Origin of the sequence: Pseudoclavibacter sp. RFBI5 (genome assembly GCF_002931395.1) — a bacterium.
Lineage (GTDB): Bacteria > Actinomycetota > Actinomycetes > Actinomycetales > Microbacteriaceae > Pseudoclavibacter.
Map to the genome: position 1 here is coordinate 32,047 of NZ_PSYA01000011.1, position 15,005 is coordinate 47,051.

Annotated in this window: 17 protein-coding genes; 9 read left to right on the top strand and 8 right to left on the bottom strand. The window is 69.8% G+C overall.

Annotated elements, in window-relative coordinates; all coding sequences use genetic code 11:
* The first annotated feature begins 11 nt into the window (after positions 1-11).
* Genes C5E06_RS14290 through C5E06_RS14310 form a run of 5 tightly spaced genes read left to right on the top strand, consistent with a single transcriptional unit; the run spans position 12 to position 4,718 of the window.
* Positions 12-1,025, top strand: coding sequence for a Gfo/Idh/MocA family oxidoreductase (locus C5E06_RS14290; RefSeq protein WP_104239909.1), 1,014 nt, complete (start codon positions 12-14; stop codon positions 1,023-1,025).
* Positions 1,022-1,858: a TIM barrel protein gene (locus C5E06_RS14295; RefSeq protein ID WP_104307331.1), complete on the top strand. Its 837-nt coding sequence runs from the start codon at positions 1,022-1,024 to the stop codon at positions 1,856-1,858. The genes C5E06_RS14290 and C5E06_RS14295 overlap by 4 nt, the downstream gene beginning before the upstream one ends.
* Positions 1,855-2,931, top strand: coding sequence for a LacI family DNA-binding transcriptional regulator (locus C5E06_RS14300; RefSeq protein ID WP_104307332.1), 1,077 nt, complete (start codon positions 1,855-1,857; stop codon positions 2,929-2,931). Before C5E06_RS14295 ends, C5E06_RS14300 begins: the two co-directional genes overlap by 4 nt.
* The gene (locus tag C5E06_RS14305; protein ID WP_258067654.1) at positions 2,928-3,485 is read left to right on the top strand and encodes a hypothetical protein; all 558 of its coding nucleotides are present in this window, start codon (positions 2,928-2,930) and stop codon (positions 3,483-3,485) included. Before C5E06_RS14300 ends, C5E06_RS14305 begins: the two co-directional genes overlap by 4 nt.
* Positions 3,486-3,494: 9 nt before the next feature.
* The gene (locus C5E06_RS14310; RefSeq protein ID WP_104307333.1) at positions 3,495-4,718 is read left to right on the top strand and encodes an MFS transporter; all 1,224 of its coding nucleotides are present in this window, start codon (positions 3,495-3,497) and stop codon (positions 4,716-4,718) included.
* Here C5E06_RS14310 and C5E06_RS14315 read toward each other — a convergent pair.
* From C5E06_RS14315 to C5E06_RS14330, 4 genes are read right to left on the bottom strand one after another with little or no spacing between them, the layout of a single operon-like run.
* Entirely contained in the window at positions 4,708-5,502 is a 795-nt protein-coding gene (locus C5E06_RS14315) for an ABC transporter ATP-binding protein (protein ID WP_104341739.1), read from the bottom strand. The two genes, C5E06_RS14310 and C5E06_RS14315, sit on opposite strands and share 11 nt — an antisense overlap.
* Complete coding sequence (locus C5E06_RS14320) at positions 5,499-6,566, bottom strand: iron chelate uptake ABC transporter family permease subunit (RefSeq protein ID WP_104307335.1); 1,068 nt, start codon at positions 6,564-6,566, stop codon at positions 5,499-5,501. The genes C5E06_RS14315 and C5E06_RS14320 overlap by 4 nt, the downstream gene beginning before the upstream one ends.
* Positions 6,563-7,627, bottom strand: coding sequence for an iron ABC transporter permease (locus tag C5E06_RS14325; protein WP_258067655.1), 1,065 nt, complete (start codon positions 7,625-7,627; stop codon positions 6,563-6,565). Before C5E06_RS14325 ends, C5E06_RS14320 begins: the two co-directional genes overlap by 4 nt.
* Entirely contained in the window at positions 7,617-8,603 is a 987-nt protein-coding gene (locus tag C5E06_RS14330) for an ABC transporter substrate-binding protein (protein WP_104307337.1), read from the bottom strand. The genes C5E06_RS14325 and C5E06_RS14330 overlap by 11 nt, the downstream gene beginning before the upstream one ends.
* Before the next feature lie 132 nt (positions 8,604-8,735).
* Between C5E06_RS14330 and C5E06_RS14335 the strand changes: the two genes are divergently transcribed.
* Complete coding sequence (locus C5E06_RS14335) at positions 8,736-9,590, top strand: siderophore-interacting protein (protein ID WP_104307338.1); 855 nt, start codon at positions 8,736-8,738, stop codon at positions 9,588-9,590.
* An 88-nt stretch (positions 9,591-9,678) separates the two neighbouring features.
* Positions 9,679-10,050, top strand: coding sequence for a DUF4440 domain-containing protein (locus C5E06_RS14340; protein WP_104307339.1), 372 nt, complete (start codon positions 9,679-9,681; stop codon positions 10,048-10,050).
* 1 nt (position 10,051) lies between these two features.
* On the opposite strand, the gene C5E06_RS14345 is transcribed toward C5E06_RS14340, so the two are convergent.
* Together C5E06_RS14345 and C5E06_RS14350 are read right to left on the bottom strand one after the other, a co-directional pair.
* Complete coding sequence (locus C5E06_RS14345; protein WP_104307340.1) at positions 10,052-10,972, bottom strand: phosphotriesterase; 921 nt, start codon at positions 10,970-10,972, stop codon at positions 10,052-10,054.
* The gene (locus C5E06_RS14350) at positions 10,969-11,355 is read right to left on the bottom strand and encodes a carboxymuconolactone decarboxylase family protein (protein ID WP_104239898.1); all 387 of its coding nucleotides are present in this window, start codon (positions 11,353-11,355) and stop codon (positions 10,969-10,971) included. Before C5E06_RS14350 ends, C5E06_RS14345 begins: the two co-directional genes overlap by 4 nt.
* Before the next feature lie 42 nt (positions 11,356-11,397).
* On the opposite strand from C5E06_RS14350, the gene C5E06_RS14355 reads away from it, so the two are divergent.
* Entirely contained in the window at positions 11,398-11,937 is a 540-nt protein-coding gene (locus C5E06_RS14355; protein WP_104307341.1) for an ABATE domain-containing protein, read from the top strand.
* A 42-nt stretch (positions 11,938-11,979) separates the two neighbouring features.
* On the opposite strand, the gene C5E06_RS14360 is transcribed toward C5E06_RS14355, so the two are convergent.
* On the bottom strand, positions 11,980-12,639 hold the full coding sequence (locus C5E06_RS14360; protein ID WP_104307342.1) for a TetR-like C-terminal domain-containing protein: 660 nt from the start codon (positions 12,637-12,639) through the stop codon (positions 11,980-11,982).
* 61 nt (positions 12,640-12,700) lie between these two features.
* Between C5E06_RS14360 and C5E06_RS14365 the strand changes: the two genes are divergently transcribed.
* Positions 12,701-14,128 carry an MFS transporter gene (locus C5E06_RS14365; RefSeq protein ID WP_258067657.1) on the top strand — a complete coding sequence of 476 codons (1,428 nt, stop codon included), beginning with the start codon at positions 12,701-12,703 and terminating at the stop codon, positions 14,126-14,128.
* 27 nt (positions 14,129-14,155) lie between these two features.
* Here the strand turns inward: C5E06_RS14365 and C5E06_RS14370 are convergent, their stop codons facing one another.
* Positions 14,156-14,983: a PRD domain-containing protein gene (locus C5E06_RS14370; protein WP_104239894.1), complete on the bottom strand. Its 828-nt coding sequence runs from the start codon at positions 14,981-14,983 to the stop codon at positions 14,156-14,158.
* Between the last annotated feature and the right edge of the window lie 22 nt (positions 14,984-15,005).

Below are 15,005 nucleotides of genomic sequence, written 5' to 3' on the forward strand. Positions count from 1 at the left end.
GGAGAAGCACCATGTCCAAGACCCCCCTCATTCGTGTCGCGCTCATCGGCGCCGGCCGCATCGGCAGCAACCACGCCGCGCTCATCGCCCGCGACATCCCGAACGCCGAGCTCATCGCCATCGCCGACCCCGTCGAGGGCGCCGCGGCGAAGCTCGCCGAGACGCTCGGTGTCGAGCAGTCGTACACGGACATCGCCGAGCTGCTCGCCCGTCCAGACCTCGACGCGGTCGTCATCACGGCCCCGCCCCGCTTCCACACGGCGCTCGTGGAGCAGGCGGCCGCGGCAGGCAAGGCCATCTTCTGCGAGAAGCCGACGGGTGTCTCGCTCGAGGAGCTTCGCCGCGTCGAGGCCGCCGTCGAACGCCACGACGTGATCTTCCAGGTCGGCTTCAACCGCCGCTACGCCAACGGGTTCCCCGAGTTGCGCTCCGCCCTCGACGCGGGAGCCCTCGGCACACCGCAGCTGCTGCGCTCGGTGACCCGCGACCCGGGCCTCGCGAACCCCGCGGCGATCCCGCCGTTCACGATCTTCCTCGAGACCCTCATCCACGACTTCGACACCCTCAACTTCTTCAACCCGGGCGCCCGCGCCACCCGGGTCTACGCGGTCGCGGATGCGCTCGTCGCGCCGGACTTCAAGGACAAGGGCCTCCTCGACACCGCTGTCGTCACGATCCGCTACGACAACGGCGCCATCGCAACTGCGGAGGCGAACTTCTCCGCCGCCTACGGCTACGACACCCGTGCCGAGGTCTTCGGCAGCGCCGGCATGGCGACCGCGGGTGAGCTGGCGGCGTCGAGCCTGCGCCTCTATGGCGCGGCGGGCGCATCCTTCGACACGGTGCGCGCCGACACGCAGCTCATGCGAGCCGCCTACACGGGCGAGCTGCAGGCGTTCGTCGACGCCGTCGCCGGCGTCGAGAGCCCCCGCCCCGGCACGGAGGCCGCGCTCGAGGCCATGGTCATCGCTCTCGCCTGCATCGAGTCGGTCAAGACCGGCGCACCCGTCGAGGTCGTCCGATGAGCGGGACCGTCGCCGGCGCTGGCTCGAGTGCTGGTTCGGGCGCTGCCGAGTCGCCGTTCGTGCTCGCCGCCTGCGCGGAGATGCTGTTCCTCGACCTCCCGTTCGAGGAGCGAGTGCGGCGCATCGATGAGGCCGGCTTCGAGGTCGAGATCTGGCGATGGTGGGAGAAGGACCTGGATGCGCTCGTCGCGACCGGCGCGACGTTCGGCTCCATGTCGGGGTACATCCGCGGAGAGCTCATCGACCCGGACGGGGCCGACGCGATCGTCGCCACGGCGCGCGAGTCGCTTGAGGCAGCCCAGGTGCTGGATGTGCCGCGACTCGTGATCCACGGGACCGGCCTCGACGACAACGGCCTGCCCGTGCGTCCGAGCGCGCACACCACTCCGGCTGATTGGCTCCCAGCCCTGCGCACCTTGGAGCGCCTCGCGAAGCTCGGCGAGGAGTACGGCAAGGTGTTCACGCTCGAGAACCTCAACCACGCCGTCGACCACCCCGGCGTGCCCTTCAACCGGGCGAGCGACACGATCGCGCTCATCGCTGCGGTCGACAGCCCGCACCTCCGGCTCAACCTCGACCTGTACCACGCGCAGATCGGCGAGGGTGACCTCGTTGACCTGTGTGGGCGCGCGCTGCCCTACATCGGCGAGATCCAGGTCGCGGATGTGCCAGGGCGCTGCGAGCCGGGAACGGGCGAGATCCACTACCCGCGGGTCGCTCGGGAACTCGACGAGCTCGGCTACCGCGGGGTCGTCGCGATGGAGGCCTTCGCGTCCGGTGACTCCGACCTCGCGCTCCGCAGGTTCCGGGAGGCCTTTAGCATCGAGGTATGAGCGACGTTGACGCACGAGACGCCCGCCGCCCGGCGAGACCGGGCGGCGGCAAGCGCGTCACGATGCGCGACGTCGCCGACGCGGCTGGCGTCTCGCAGCCGCTCGTGTCGATTGTCATGCGCGACGTGCCCGGCGCGAGCCCGGAGTCTCGCGCGCATGTCCTCAAGGTCGCGGCCCGTCTCGGGTACCGGCGAGACGAGCGGGCGAGGATGCTCAAGCAGGGCCGTTCGCGCCTCGTCGGCATCGTCTTCCACGCGGCGCAGCCGTTCCACGGCGAGCTCATCGACGAGCTCCAGCTCGCGGCCCGGTCTGCTGGGTACAACGTGTCGCTCGCCGCGGTCACGAAGCGGCGGGGCGAGGCGGATGCGATCGAGGCGCTGCTGGGGGAGCGGGTCGAGGGGCTCGTCCTGCTCGGAGCGTCGCTGCCCGAGGAGCAGCTCGAACGCATCGCCGAGGAGGTCCCCGTCGTCACGGTCGCCAGCCAGTACTCGTCGGCGTCGTTCGACAGCGTGTCCATGGACGACGCGCGCGGCATGGAGCTTGCGGTGCGGCACCTGCACGAGCGCGGGCACTCGCGCATCCTGTACCTCGGGGCGCCTGGCGTCTCGGGTGATGAGGTGCGCACGGCCACGTTCCTCGCCGCCACGACTGCTGCCGGGCTCGGCGACCAGGTCGCGATCGTCGCGGGCGGAGCTTCCGAGGCCGCCGGCGCGAAGGTGATCGAGGAGGCGCTGGCGCGCTACCCGGACGCCACCGCGGTTGTCGCCTTCAACGACCGGAGCGCGCAGGGCGTCGTCGCCCAGGCGCGCCTCCTCGGCAAACGTGTTCCCGAGGACCTGGCCGTGGTCGGCTTCGACGACTCCGAGCAGGCCGAGCTGCCGTACCTGCAGCTCACAAGCCTCGCGCAGGACCCGGCGCAGCTCGCATCCGCGGCCGTCGAGATGGTGGTGGGGCGCGTCGACGCGAGCGCCGAAGGCGAGCAGCCGCGGAGCGGGGAGCACCGCATCCTGCCGACGAGGCTCGTCGTGCGCAGCAGCACCAGCAACGGCAACTCGGTCGAGCGCTCGAGGTGACGGACCATCGGCCGCCCGGCTTCGACGGGGCGAGTCCGTCCCGTCCCAGCGGTTCGCTGCCCGGGCTGCGCGACGCGGCCCGCCGCCAGTACTTCTCGCTCGGCACCGGCGAGCTGGCGTCGGTCCTGACCTTCACGATGCTGGGCGTGTGGGCCGTGCCACCCATCTTGCCGTCGGGCAGTGACGTGGCCGCGTTCTGGTCGGCGCTCGCACCCCTGCTGCTTGTGCTCCTGCACGGTGGTTCGTACTGGCTGCTCGCCCGCCGCTGGGTCGGCACCTCCAGGATGCCCGTCGGGCTCGCGCGCACGTTCTGGGTGCTGAAGTGGCTGAACCTCGCGGTGCTCGTCGGCGGCCTCGTCGGCATCGTGGCCTGGTGGCCCAGCTCCTGGCTGGTCGCGGTGCTCGTCCTGTTCACATGGGCATTCGGGGCCGTCGAGTACCTCAACTACTTCGTCGTGCGGCTGAGCTACCCGGCCCGTGCCTGGCTGCCAGGGGTGCGACGCCTTCGGACTCCGCGCTTGATCAGGGATATCAGGCAAGCCACGCATCGGTAGGCTTCCCGGATGCCACTCGGTCGCGGATTTCGTGTGCTCTGGAGCGCGAACGCCCTGTCGAACCTGGCAGACGGCATCGCGTTCGTGTCGATGCCGCTGCTGGCCGCCTCGGTCACCGACGACCCGCGCCTCGTCGCGGGCTTGGCGACGCTCTACGCCCTGGTCCGCCTCCTGGTCGCGCTGCCCATCGGCGTCTGGGTCGATCGGGTCGACCGCCGGACCCTGATCGTCGCGGCGAACGTGCTGCGCGGCTGCGCCCTGCTGGGGCTCGCCCTGGCGATCCAGCTCGGCTTCTCCTCCCTCATGGTTCTGTATGCAGCGATGGCGGTGGTCGCGACGTTGGAGAGCGCGGCGGACAACGCCGCATCGGCCATGCTGCCGTCGCTCGTCGACCGAGAGCGACTCGATTCCGCGAACGGGAGGGTCGCGGCGGCGCAGCTCGTCGCGGACGAGTTCGCTGGCCCTCCCCTCGGGGGATTGCTGTTCGCCCTCGCCGCAGCGGCTCCTGTCTTCGCGATGGGTGGGCTGTGGGCTGTCGCGGGCCTCGTCGCCCTCGCGCTGCCGATTCGGCGACTGTCGAGGCCAGGATCGGATGCGCGCGACGCACGACGTTCGGTCTCCGTCGAGGTGCGTGAGGGCATCGCCTGGCTGGCACGCCACCGTGTGGTCGGGAGCCTTGCGCTCATCGGAGCGCTCGCGAGCGTCGGCTACATGCTGCCCTTCTCTATTCTCGTGCTGTTCGCCGAGGAGCGCCTCGGCCTGGACAGCACCGGATACGGCTTGCTGCTCGCGGCGTCGGCCCTCGGTGGCTTGCTCGGCTCCTTCCTCGCAGCCCGGCTTCGCGCATGGCTCGGATACCGATGGACGATCGTGGCAAGTCTGGCGCTGGGGGCGCTGACGCTCGGTGGACTGTGCCTCACGACGAACCCGATCGTCGCCGGCGTGCTCTTGGCGCTCTACATCCTGCACGCGACGGTCTGGAACATCTGCTCGCAGTCCCTCCGCCAGCGCCTCATCCCGGACGAGCTGCTCGGACGCGTGGGCGCCAGCACGCGCGTGCTCGGCCTCCTGGGGCTTGCCATCGGGGCGACGATGGGCGGGCTCCTGGGGGTGGTCGACCTCGCGATACCGGTCGCCACCGGGGCCGGAGTGTTCGTGGTCTGCAGCTTGGTTGCTGCTGGCGCGCTGCGGGGCGGCGTATCCGGTCGGTCAGGCTCCGACGTCAGGCCTTGACGCTGCGCCCCGCAGGCACGACGAGGGGAGAACCCGAGTAAGGATCGCTGAGGATCGTCGACTCGACGCCGAAGACCTCCTGCACGAACTCGGCCGACACGACCTCACGGGGGTTGCCCTCGGCGACCAGCGATCCGTCCTTCAAGGCGATGAGGTGGGTTGCGTAGCGGGCCGCGTGGTTGAGATCGTGCAGCACTGCCACAAGCGTGCGCCCCCGGCGGTTCAACGCAGCGCACAGTTCCAGCACGTCGATCTGATGCGCGATGTCGAGATACGTGGTGGGTTCGTCGAGCAGCAGGTACGGGGTCTCCTGGGCCAGTGCCATGGCGATCCACGCGCGTTGTCGTTGCCCACCCGAGAGTTCGTCGACGAACCGGTCCGCAAGAGCGGCGGTCTCCGTCAGCTCCAACGCCTCATCCACTGCAGCCGCGTCTGCCGCACTCCACTGCTTCAGCATTCGCTGGTGCGGGTAGCGGCCGTGGGCGACGAGGTCGGCGACCGTGATGCCGTCCGGAGCAACCGATGTCTGCGGGAGCAACCCGATGGTCTTCGCGACCTCGCGCGTGGGAAGAGACAGGATGTTGCGCCCGTCGAGGACGACTGCCCCCTCGGTCGTGGGTAGCAGGCGGGCGAGGGCCCTCAGGAGCGTTGACTTGCCGCACGCGTTCGCGCCCACGATGACGGTGAACGACCCGTCCGGGATAGCGACGGTGAGATGCTCGCTGACAACCTTGCCGCCGTAGCTGAGTCGAGCTCCGTCAGCGGCGAGCCGTGGTGTGGTCATCGCGCGTGCCTCCATTCGTTGATGAGCAGCCAGATGAAGTAGCTCCCGCCGAGCACGAGCGTGGCGATGCTCACGGGCAGGCTCGACGTGGTGGGGGCGACGAGGACGGCCACGTCCGCGCTCAGCAGGACGAGTGAACCCATGAGCGCGGCGGGCAGCACGGCGAGCGGTCCGACCCGGGTCAGCTGGCGTGCCAGGTGTGGAGCGGTGAGCGCAACGAACGCGATCGGCCCGGCCACCGCCACCGGCACGGCGACCAGCGCCACGCCGATGGCGAGAAGGGCGAGTCGGACGGGGCGGACGCTGACCCCGAACGCCGCGGCCGCATCGTTGTGGAGCTCGAGCATTCGACCGGGTCGGGCTGCCAGAACGGCCAGCACGAGGAGCACGGCGATGACGCAGGTCGCTGGCACCAGGCGCTCCCAGCCGATCGAAGCGAGGCTCCCGAGCGTCCACGAGCTTGCGCGCATCGCTTCCTCGAGCTCGGCGCGCTGGATGAGCAGTTGGTTGATCGCGAGCAACATGGCGCTCATGCCGATGCCGACGACGATCAGGCGGATGCTGCCGCTCCCAGATGACAGGCCGAATGCCGCTACGACCACGGCCGTGGCGAGACCGCCGACGAGGGCGCCGATGGTGAGGCCGGTCTGCCCCGCGCCGAGCACCAGAGTCGCGACGAGGGCCCCGGTGACCGCCCCGGCATCGAAGCCGAGGACGTCGGGGCTGCCGAGGGGGTTCCTCGTCAGCGATTGGAAGAGCGCGCCGCTTGCGCCGAGGGCCGCGCCGAACACGACGGCAGCCAGAACCCTGGGGAGCCGCCATTCCATCACCACGAGCTGGCTGCGGCTGTCGCCCTGCCCGAGGAGGGCAGCGAGGACCTCGCCGGGTGAGAGGACGAGGCTGCCGACGCAGAGGGCAGTGACGCCGAGAAGGACGATCGCGGCGACCAGGCATGCGCCGACGATAAGGGTGCGGATGCGGACGCGGATGCTGAGGGCCGCCCGCCGCAGGACCAGCGTGCCCGTGGGCGTGGTCCCGGGCCTGGAGCCGCCGCCCTCGTTCACAGCGAGATCACCCGGCGCCTGGCCATCATCGCGATCAGCACGGGCGCGCCGATGATCGCCATCATGAACGCGACGGGGTATTCGCCTGGCTGCGCGACGACCCGGCCGAGGACGTCTGCGGCGAGCAGCACCGCCGGTCCGTAGATGAGTGACGAGGCGAGGATCCAGGGCTGGCTCGGCCCCGTGAACCTCCGTACGACGTGCGGGATCATGAGTCCGATGAACGCAACCGGCCCGATGAGCGCCGTGGCGCATCCCGCGAGCAGCGTCACCGACACGAGCGCGGCCCCGCGGACGAGCCGCACCCGCGTTCCGAGCGCGCGCGCATGATCGTCGCCGAGCGAGAGCGCTCCCAGACCGCGACTGATGCAGACCGCGACGATGAGGCCGACCACGATGACGGGCAGAACTGGCATGGCACCGAGCAGGTCGTGCCCGACCAGCGACCCGACGGTCCAGGCGCGGTAGCCCGCGAAGACAAGGGGGAAGAGCATGGTGAGGGCCATGCTGATGCCGGAGAAGACCGCGGCTAGGGCGACGCCCGCGAGGACGAGCCGAGCGGGGGAGGCGCCGTATCTTCCCGTGCGGCCGATGGCTAGCACCACGAGCGTCGCAACGACGGCGCCCACGAACGAGAAAACGCTGTACTCGCTCGGCGTCGTGATGCCGACAAGCGCTATGCCGAGCGCGACGGCGAGCGCGGCACCGGCGTTGACGCCGAGCAGCCCGGGGTCAGCCAGGGGATTGCGCGTAAGCGCCTGCATCAGAGCGCCCGACACGGCAAGCGCCATGCCCGCGAAGATGCCGACCACGGTTCGTGGAATGCGCAGGGTGAAGAGGATCTCGGAGGCCTCTGAGCCGTCTGGGTTCGCCAGCGCCGAGATCATGTCCGAGATCGGGAGCGGCTTCGCGCCGATGAGGACCGAGAGCACGACCGTCACGAGGAGCAGCGCGACCCCGATTGCGAGACCGAGCATCCGCATCCGGCGTCGCGCGCCCGCAGCGGAAGGGGCAGCGCCCGTCAGCGCCGCCCCTCGCGTGTCGGTGAGCTCAGCTGGCAAGGGCTGCCTCGAAGGTCGGAGTCACCTCGTCGAGCATGTACGTGATGCTGAGCGGGCCGGGCACGTTGGTGGCAACGGCGAGGGCATAGTCGAGCCAGACGACCTTGCCGCTCTGCACGGCGGGCAGTGCCTGGAAGCGCGCATCCGCTTCGAGGGCGGCCTTGTCTGCGTCGGTCATCGCCCAGATGCTGAGCACATCAGAGTCGAAGTCACTCACATTCTCGAGCGAGATGACGGTGAACTCCTCGTGGCTGTTGTCCTGGCCGTCGGCGGGGGCGAGCCCGAAGTCCTCGAGCCATGTCCCGTTTCCGTACCAGAAGCCGCCCTGCTCGACTGAATAGCCGAGGTACGAGTAGCTTTCGCCATCGAGTGCGGAGAGCCCCTCGGTTGCTGTCGTGATGGAGGCTTCCGTCTCAGAGATCACACGCTCGCCCTGGTCGGCGACTCCGAGCGCGTCCGCGAGGAAGGTCGTGCGTTCCTGCCAGCTCTGCGCGGCTTCGACGTCACTGGTGAGGGTCGGCGCGATGGCACTGAGGCGGTCGTAGGCCTCTCCCTCCGCTGCCGTCCAGTAGTCGACGACAATCAGATCGGGGTCCGTTGCCAGGATGGCTTCGAAGTCGAGTGAGCCGTCGGCGCCGATGAGACCAGGTTCGAAGGAGCCCGTCAGGGCCCCGTCGAGCCAGGGCAGCGTCTCGAGGCTGTCGCTCGTGCCGATGTCGTAGGCAACCGGTTCGACACCGAGGGCAGCGGCGACGTCGGCGCTCTGAGAATCGAGGACGACGATGCGCTCCGGCTTCTCCGTCAGTTCGACATCGCCTTGGATCGTCGTCACGGTTCGGGGGAACTCGCCTGAGAGTGCCGAACTGTCGTTGCCCGCGGCAGGGCTGGACTCCGCTGGTGCCGAGCAAGCCGCGAGGGAGAGGGCGGTCAAGGCCGCGAGACTGACAGCGGCGATGCGCGCAATGGGAAGCGTCATTGGGGGGAGGGCTTTCTCTGATGCGGGACAGTACGGCTGTCACGGAGGCTTATGTAAGGGAATGCTAACCTAAGTTCAGCGTCGTAGGAGTGCGTCCTGTCCGGCGCCTCTCATCCCCAGAGGAAGGCCTTCATGGCAACGATCCGTGACCGCATCCGGGAGCTCTCCCAGGGGCGAGCGATCCTGATCGACGACTTCGTCGAGGTGGTCGCGAGCCGTCGTCTCACTCCGGGGTTCCAACGGGTCACGCTCGGGGGCGCGTGCCTTGCGGACTACACGGAGCCGCTGCCTGCAGATGCCTTCAAGATTGATATCGGCTCGGAGGCGAACCCGCTTATCCGGGGCTTCACGGTCCGTGATTTCCGGGCAGAGCGCTTGCAGTTCGACTTCGACGTCGCCCTGCATGAGGCGGGTCGTGCCAGCGACTGGTCGCAGACGGTCGCGGTCGGTCAACGGGTGCGCTTCCTCGGCTTCCGGCGAGATTTCGCCGTCGGTGACGGGGTCACAGAGCACGTGTTCATCGCCGACGCCAGCGCTCTCCCCGCAACCGCCGCCATCCTCGAGTCGCTTCCCACTGGTCACCGAGTGGCTCTGCTGGCGGAGACGGGCAACCCAGAAGATCGTGCGCTTCTCTCCGCGGCGATCGAGTCGCTGGGTGACCGACTGCGTGTCGTCTGGCTCACCGGGAGGTCGTCCCAGGGGTTGGAGAGCGCCCTCGTGAGCGCCGCCCGCAACCTGACCGTACCCCCGCATGCGCAGGTGTGGCTGGCCGCCGAGTCGGCGACCGTTCGCAGCATCCGCCGCCACCTCATCGAGGGTCTCGGGGTGCCTCGGGGGAATCTGCACGCCACGGCGTACTGGATCTCGGGGCTCACGAGCAGCCAGAGGGATGACAGGGAAGCGGTCGTCTACGGGGAAGCTGTCGACGCGGGCCTCGATGTCATGGATCCCGTCGTCTACGACCGGCTGGAGTTCGAGGGCGCCTGAGCCCGTGCTCCCGTTCAGGTCCAACGGGCAGGGGCCGAGAGGCTCCTGCCGGGGCTGCGACGAGCAGATGCGTCGGTAGGGTCGCTCTATGTGGGAGACGGATATTGAGGACTTCGCGGACATCAAGAGCGCTGAACTCGCGCTGCTCTCGTCGGCCGTGCGAGCCGACTCCGCCCAGACGTCCGCGTTCCTATCTGAGGACTTCGCAGAGATCGGGCGCTCCGGGCGTCGCTGGACGTACGCGGAGTCGGTGGCGGCCCTGGCCGGCGAGGAGGAGCGCCCTCTTCCGCGCACATCGGAGTGGCTCTTCAACCGGGTGAGTGCGGAGCTCGTGCTCGTGAACTACGTGCTCCATGAGCCCGGCCGGGACAGCAGGCATGCGTCGCTGTGGGACACGCGAGGCCCAACCCTCCGATACCACCAGGGGACGATCATCCCCAGCTCGCCGACTGAGCTGTAGTTCACGAACCTCGTTCGGGGTGCCCACTGTCGCGAAGGCGCCACGCCCGAGCGGGATTCGTCGTGAACATCGCTGTGGCGACGACGTCGCCGACGTGCGAGGCGATCGTCCGCCTCGTCTGGCTGAGGAGGCCGCGCATCCCGGCCCCGCCGCCGGCTGCCGTCGCCGAGCGCGTCGTGGTGTCGCCGCCGATGAGGAGCGAGTCGGCGTGGCCCGTGTCAACGATCCGGCTGATGACGGACAGCAGGGCGGAGTCCGTGCGGGCGTGGTTGGGCGAGGGCCCGTCGACGCACAGGAACGCGCCGGTGGCGCTGACTTCGGCGATGTACTCGAGGTCGGGGTTGCGGCCCAGGTGTCCCAGGACGACGGCTTCAGGCGTCACCTCGAGCTCTCGGAGCAGGCCGACGACCGCGAGGGCGCACCTTCCTCCTTCCAGGTGGACGGCGATGGGCGCGCCGGTCGCGTGATGCGCGGCCGCAGCCGCATCCAAGCTGGCCCGTTCGAACGGCGTCACGCCCGCCGGTCCGGTCCCGACCTTGATCAGGCCGCACCGCCGATCGATCACGTCCTCGACGAAGGCCGCCGCGAGTTCGACGGCACTGGCGTCGAGCAGTGGATGCCCGGGCCGATAGACCTCCCGGCGGTGCCGGCCGGTCGCGGCGACGATGTGGACTCGAGACGCATGCCCGAGTTCCTGCAGTGCGGCCAGCTGCCGACCGAGGCCGCGCGGAGTCCACTGCACGATCGTGGTTCCGCTGGCCTCGCGGAAGAGGTCAGCCTCGAGCACCGCGGCCCCGAAGTCGGTGAGCTCCTGGCCCGGGAGGGCGGGCGTGGAGAGGAAGAGATGGTCGTGCGAATCCACGACGCCGAGGCTCGCCGCGTCGAGGTCGCCGGCAGTCGTTCGGACGACCTCCCCGGTCACGCTGTCGCGCTGTTCGGGGAGACCGTGTCGAGTGCGCGCAGGGCCGCCATGGTGCGGGGCAGGCCGACGTAGGCGACGAGGTGAACGAAGGCCTCGGCGACCTCCTCCCGCGACATGCCGATCCTGATCGAGGATGCGATCTGTCCCTGCAGTTGAGGATCGACGCCGCCCAGTGCCGCGAGGGCTCCGAGGTTGAGGAGCTGTCGATCGCGGGGGCTGAGCCCAGGGCGCTGGTAGGTGCCGCCGAAGACCGCACCGACGATCCACTCGTCGAAACCGGGCGCCGTCGCGTCGACGGTCGTGCGCCATCCCTGCGTCGTCTCGGGTTCCTGCAACGCGGCGAGCGTATCGAGGCCTGCCTCTGGGTCGTACTGCCTGTCCATGGCGTCTCCATCCTGTAACGGTTCACACGTTACACTTGTCGAGTGGCCGACAAGACAGCATTCAGGACAGATGGTGGAGCGGCGTGGCTCAATCTCCTCGCCACTCGGGGGCAGACATTCGGTGCGCATCCCATCGAGCGCCTTCGCGCCCCCGAAGACCTCCAGCGGTGGCTCACGCTGATGGGCCTGCGACCCCTCGAGGCGCCGAGTGGAGGCGACCTGAAGGAGGCGGTGCGGCTCCGCGAGACCCTTCGTGGGCTGGCGATGGCAGCCGTGGAGCCCTCGTCACCCAGGGAGCTGAGCATGGATGCGCTCCTCGAGTTCTCCACGAAGGGGAATCCGGCTCTAGCCGGGGCGCCGCTCGGCGATGTCGCGTCCGCGCTGTCAGCGCTCGCCATCCAGGCGACCCTCACGTTGCGTGGGCCCGACCGAGCGCTCCTCCGCCAGTGCGACGAGGTCGACTGCCGCTGGGTCTTTCTGGATTCATCCGGCCGCAGGCGGTGGTGCCCGGCGGCTGCGTGTGCATCCCGCGGACGTGTGCGCGCGCACCGCGCGGCGGCGGCAGCATCGTCCGTTTCTTGAGCACGGTGTTCAGCACGGCGTTCGAGGCGGCGCTCGACTCGGCTAGCTTGGCGGCCGGTCCTGTTCCGAATGGTGCCGTTCTCGCCAGGAGGGGTCGGCGATACCGGTCAGGACGCTGAGTACCGTGCGCTCGGCGAGCTTCGCGTCGATCGGCTGGTGGCCGAAGAACGCTCGGTAGTAGAGCGGTGCCGCGAGGAGGTCGAGGGTGAGCTCCATGTCGAGTCCCGCCCGCAGATCTCCTCGCTCGATGGCGTGCTCGAGGACTGTCCTGCTCGTCGCGCGGCGAGCCTCGAAGTACTCGCGGAGGAACAGCTCGCGGAGCTCCGGGTCGGCCTCCAGGTCGGCGAGGAGTCCCGGGAGTGCGCGGGTGATGGGGGAGTTGCCGAACCCGTCGGCGATGTTCGAGATGCCGCTGACGAGGTCGCAGTGCACGCAGCCGGTATCTGGTGTCGGCGTCGTTCCGAGCACCGAGATGAGCGTGTGCACGACGATGCCGGGCAGGCTCTTCCAGCGCCGTCGAAGCGCTGGCTTGCTCGTCCCGGCGGCTGCCGCGACGTTCTCCATCGTGAGCGAGCGGTACTGGCCGGTCTCGAGGAGGCCGATGACCGCCTCGGTCGCCCTGGCGTCGATCGTCGCGTCGCGGGGGCGGCCGTGCGGCAGTGATCGGGTCCGGGGTGCAGCGTGCGGCTCTGGTTGCGGCATTGCCTCACCGTACCCTACATTCATTACGTTCCGGTGTGGAATGTAATGAATGGGAGTGGGCATGCAGCAGGATGAATCGCGTTCCACGGCGGGGGCGACGACACCCTCAGAGGTCGAGGCCGGAGGTGTCTTCTCGCCCCGTCTGCGCGGGTCGACGATCGGGATCCTCGTGAGCGTCGGGGCGGTGGCCTTCGAATCGCTTGGGGTCGCAACCGTCCTCCCGGCCGTCGCCGAAGAGCTGGGAGGCCTGCGCGGATACGGCTGGGGGCTCTCGGCGCTCATGCTCGCCAGCATCGTCGGCACCGTCGTCGCCGGGAGCGACATCGACCGCAGGGGGCCCGCCCGGGCAGTGGTGGTCGGAAGCCTGGTCTTCGCGCTCGGCTGCCTGCTCGCTGGCCTCGCCCCCGGGTGGGGAGTGTTCGTGGCCGCGCGAGCGCTCCAGGGATTCGGGGTCGGAGCGATCATGGCGTACGCCTACAGCCTGGTCGGCCTCGCGTATCCGCCTCGGCTCCAGGCCGTCATGTTCGCGTTCCTGTCGTCAGCGTGGACGATCCCGTCGCTCCTGGGCCCGGTCTTCGCCGGGGTGCTCACGACGGTGCTCGACTGGCGCGTCGTGTTCTGGACCATCGCCCCGATCACGATCCTCCTCCTCCCGCTCGTCTTGCCGGGTGCACGCCGGGTCTCGGCAGGCCCGAGGGTGCGGAGTGGCCGGTTGTTCTCCGCGCCCGTCTGGTTCTCGGTGCTCCTGGCGGCCGGGACGGGGGCCGTGCTCTTCGGCCTCGAGGTGGATGCGCTCCCGCTGATGCTCGCGCTGCTTATCGTGGGCCTCGTGGCCGCGGTCGTGGGGTTGCGCCGCACCCTGCCCGTGGGATCTTTCCGTGCGCGCCGTGGTGCGCCGGCCGGGGTCGTCGTGCGCTTCATCCTGTGCGGCGTGTACTTCGGGTCGGAGGCGTTCCTGCCCCTCGGGCTCACGAGCATCCACGGCCTCGACGTCACGATCGCAGGGCTGGGCCTCGCGGCCGGCGCGCTCGCCTGGACGGCCGGGTCGTTCGTGCAGGCGCGGATCGACGCAGCCCGGCCCGGACAGCGCGCTCGCTCGACGAGGGTCGGGATGCTCGTCCTGCTGGGTGGCCAGCTGCTCATGGGGGCGGCTGTCGCGCTTCCGGCGGTCTGGCCGGGCTGGGCCGTCGTCGGCTGGGGCATCGCGGGAATCGGGATGGGGATCGCGTTCAACGCGTCGACGGCGGCGACCGTGTCGGCCACGCCGACCTCGGCCGCGGGGAGCATCAGCGCGAGCCTGCAGCTCGCGCAGACCCTCGCGACGGCGGTCATCGCCGGCCTCGGTGGCGCGGCCGTCGCACGGCTCGGCGCCACGACGCCCGCGTTCCTCGCGGTCTTCGGTTCCACCGCCGCACTCGCCCTGGTCGGTGTGTGGGTCGCGGGTCGCCTCCGGGGTCAGGTGGCCGAAGCCGGGGACCGACGCCGGTAGGAGGGATGGGGCGCCGCGTTCATCTCTCTACTCCGGCGAGGCGCGCGCGATGTGCACTGCGAGGAAGGCCACTTCCTCGTCGGGAAGCTCCACGCCGTGCGTCTCGCGGATGAACGTGCGCACGCGTTCCGCGGTCGCGATCGCACGAGGGGCGCGCTCGCTGAGGTTCCGGAACAGGAAGTCGTCGCCGCCCAGTAGCTGGCCCGCGAAGAATCGCTCCGCGAAGAACTGCAGGTGCGTGAGGAACCGCGAGGCGTGGAGGTCCTTCCTGGAGACCCGGACGGCGGAGGTCATCGTCACGATGCTCGTGACCTTCGCGACAAGGTCGACGACGCGCATCGAGTCGACGCCGAGCTTGCCCGTGTCGGCGTTGACGAGGTGGAAGGCGACGTTGGCTGCCTCCTCCTCGCCGAGCCGCACGCCGAGGCGTCGTTCGACGTCGTCGAGGGCGCGGACGCTCACGGCGTGGTGGTCCGGGTAGACGGTGCGCACCTCCCACGCGAGCCGGTTCGTGAGGGCGATGCCCTTCCGGTAGCGCTCCACCGCGAAGTGGAGGTGGTCGGTGAGGGTGAGGTACACGTGCGGGTCGAGGGTGAGTCCCGCTCGACCCGCATCCGCGACGATCTCGCGGGTCAGCTCGACGTACTCTGCCGGGATCTGCGCGAGCAGCTCGACGAGGTTCCGGTGATCCGAGTCAGGGAGGGAGATGAACTCCTGGTCCGTGATCGTCGCCGAAACCTCGTCGCCCGGCTTCTGGCCGTACCCGATGCCCTTGCCCAGCAGGACGCGTTCGACGCCGCGGTCGTCGACGACGAGCACCACACTGGAATTGAGGACCTTCTTGATGGCGGGCACGGTGGTCTCCTTTGACGCCGCT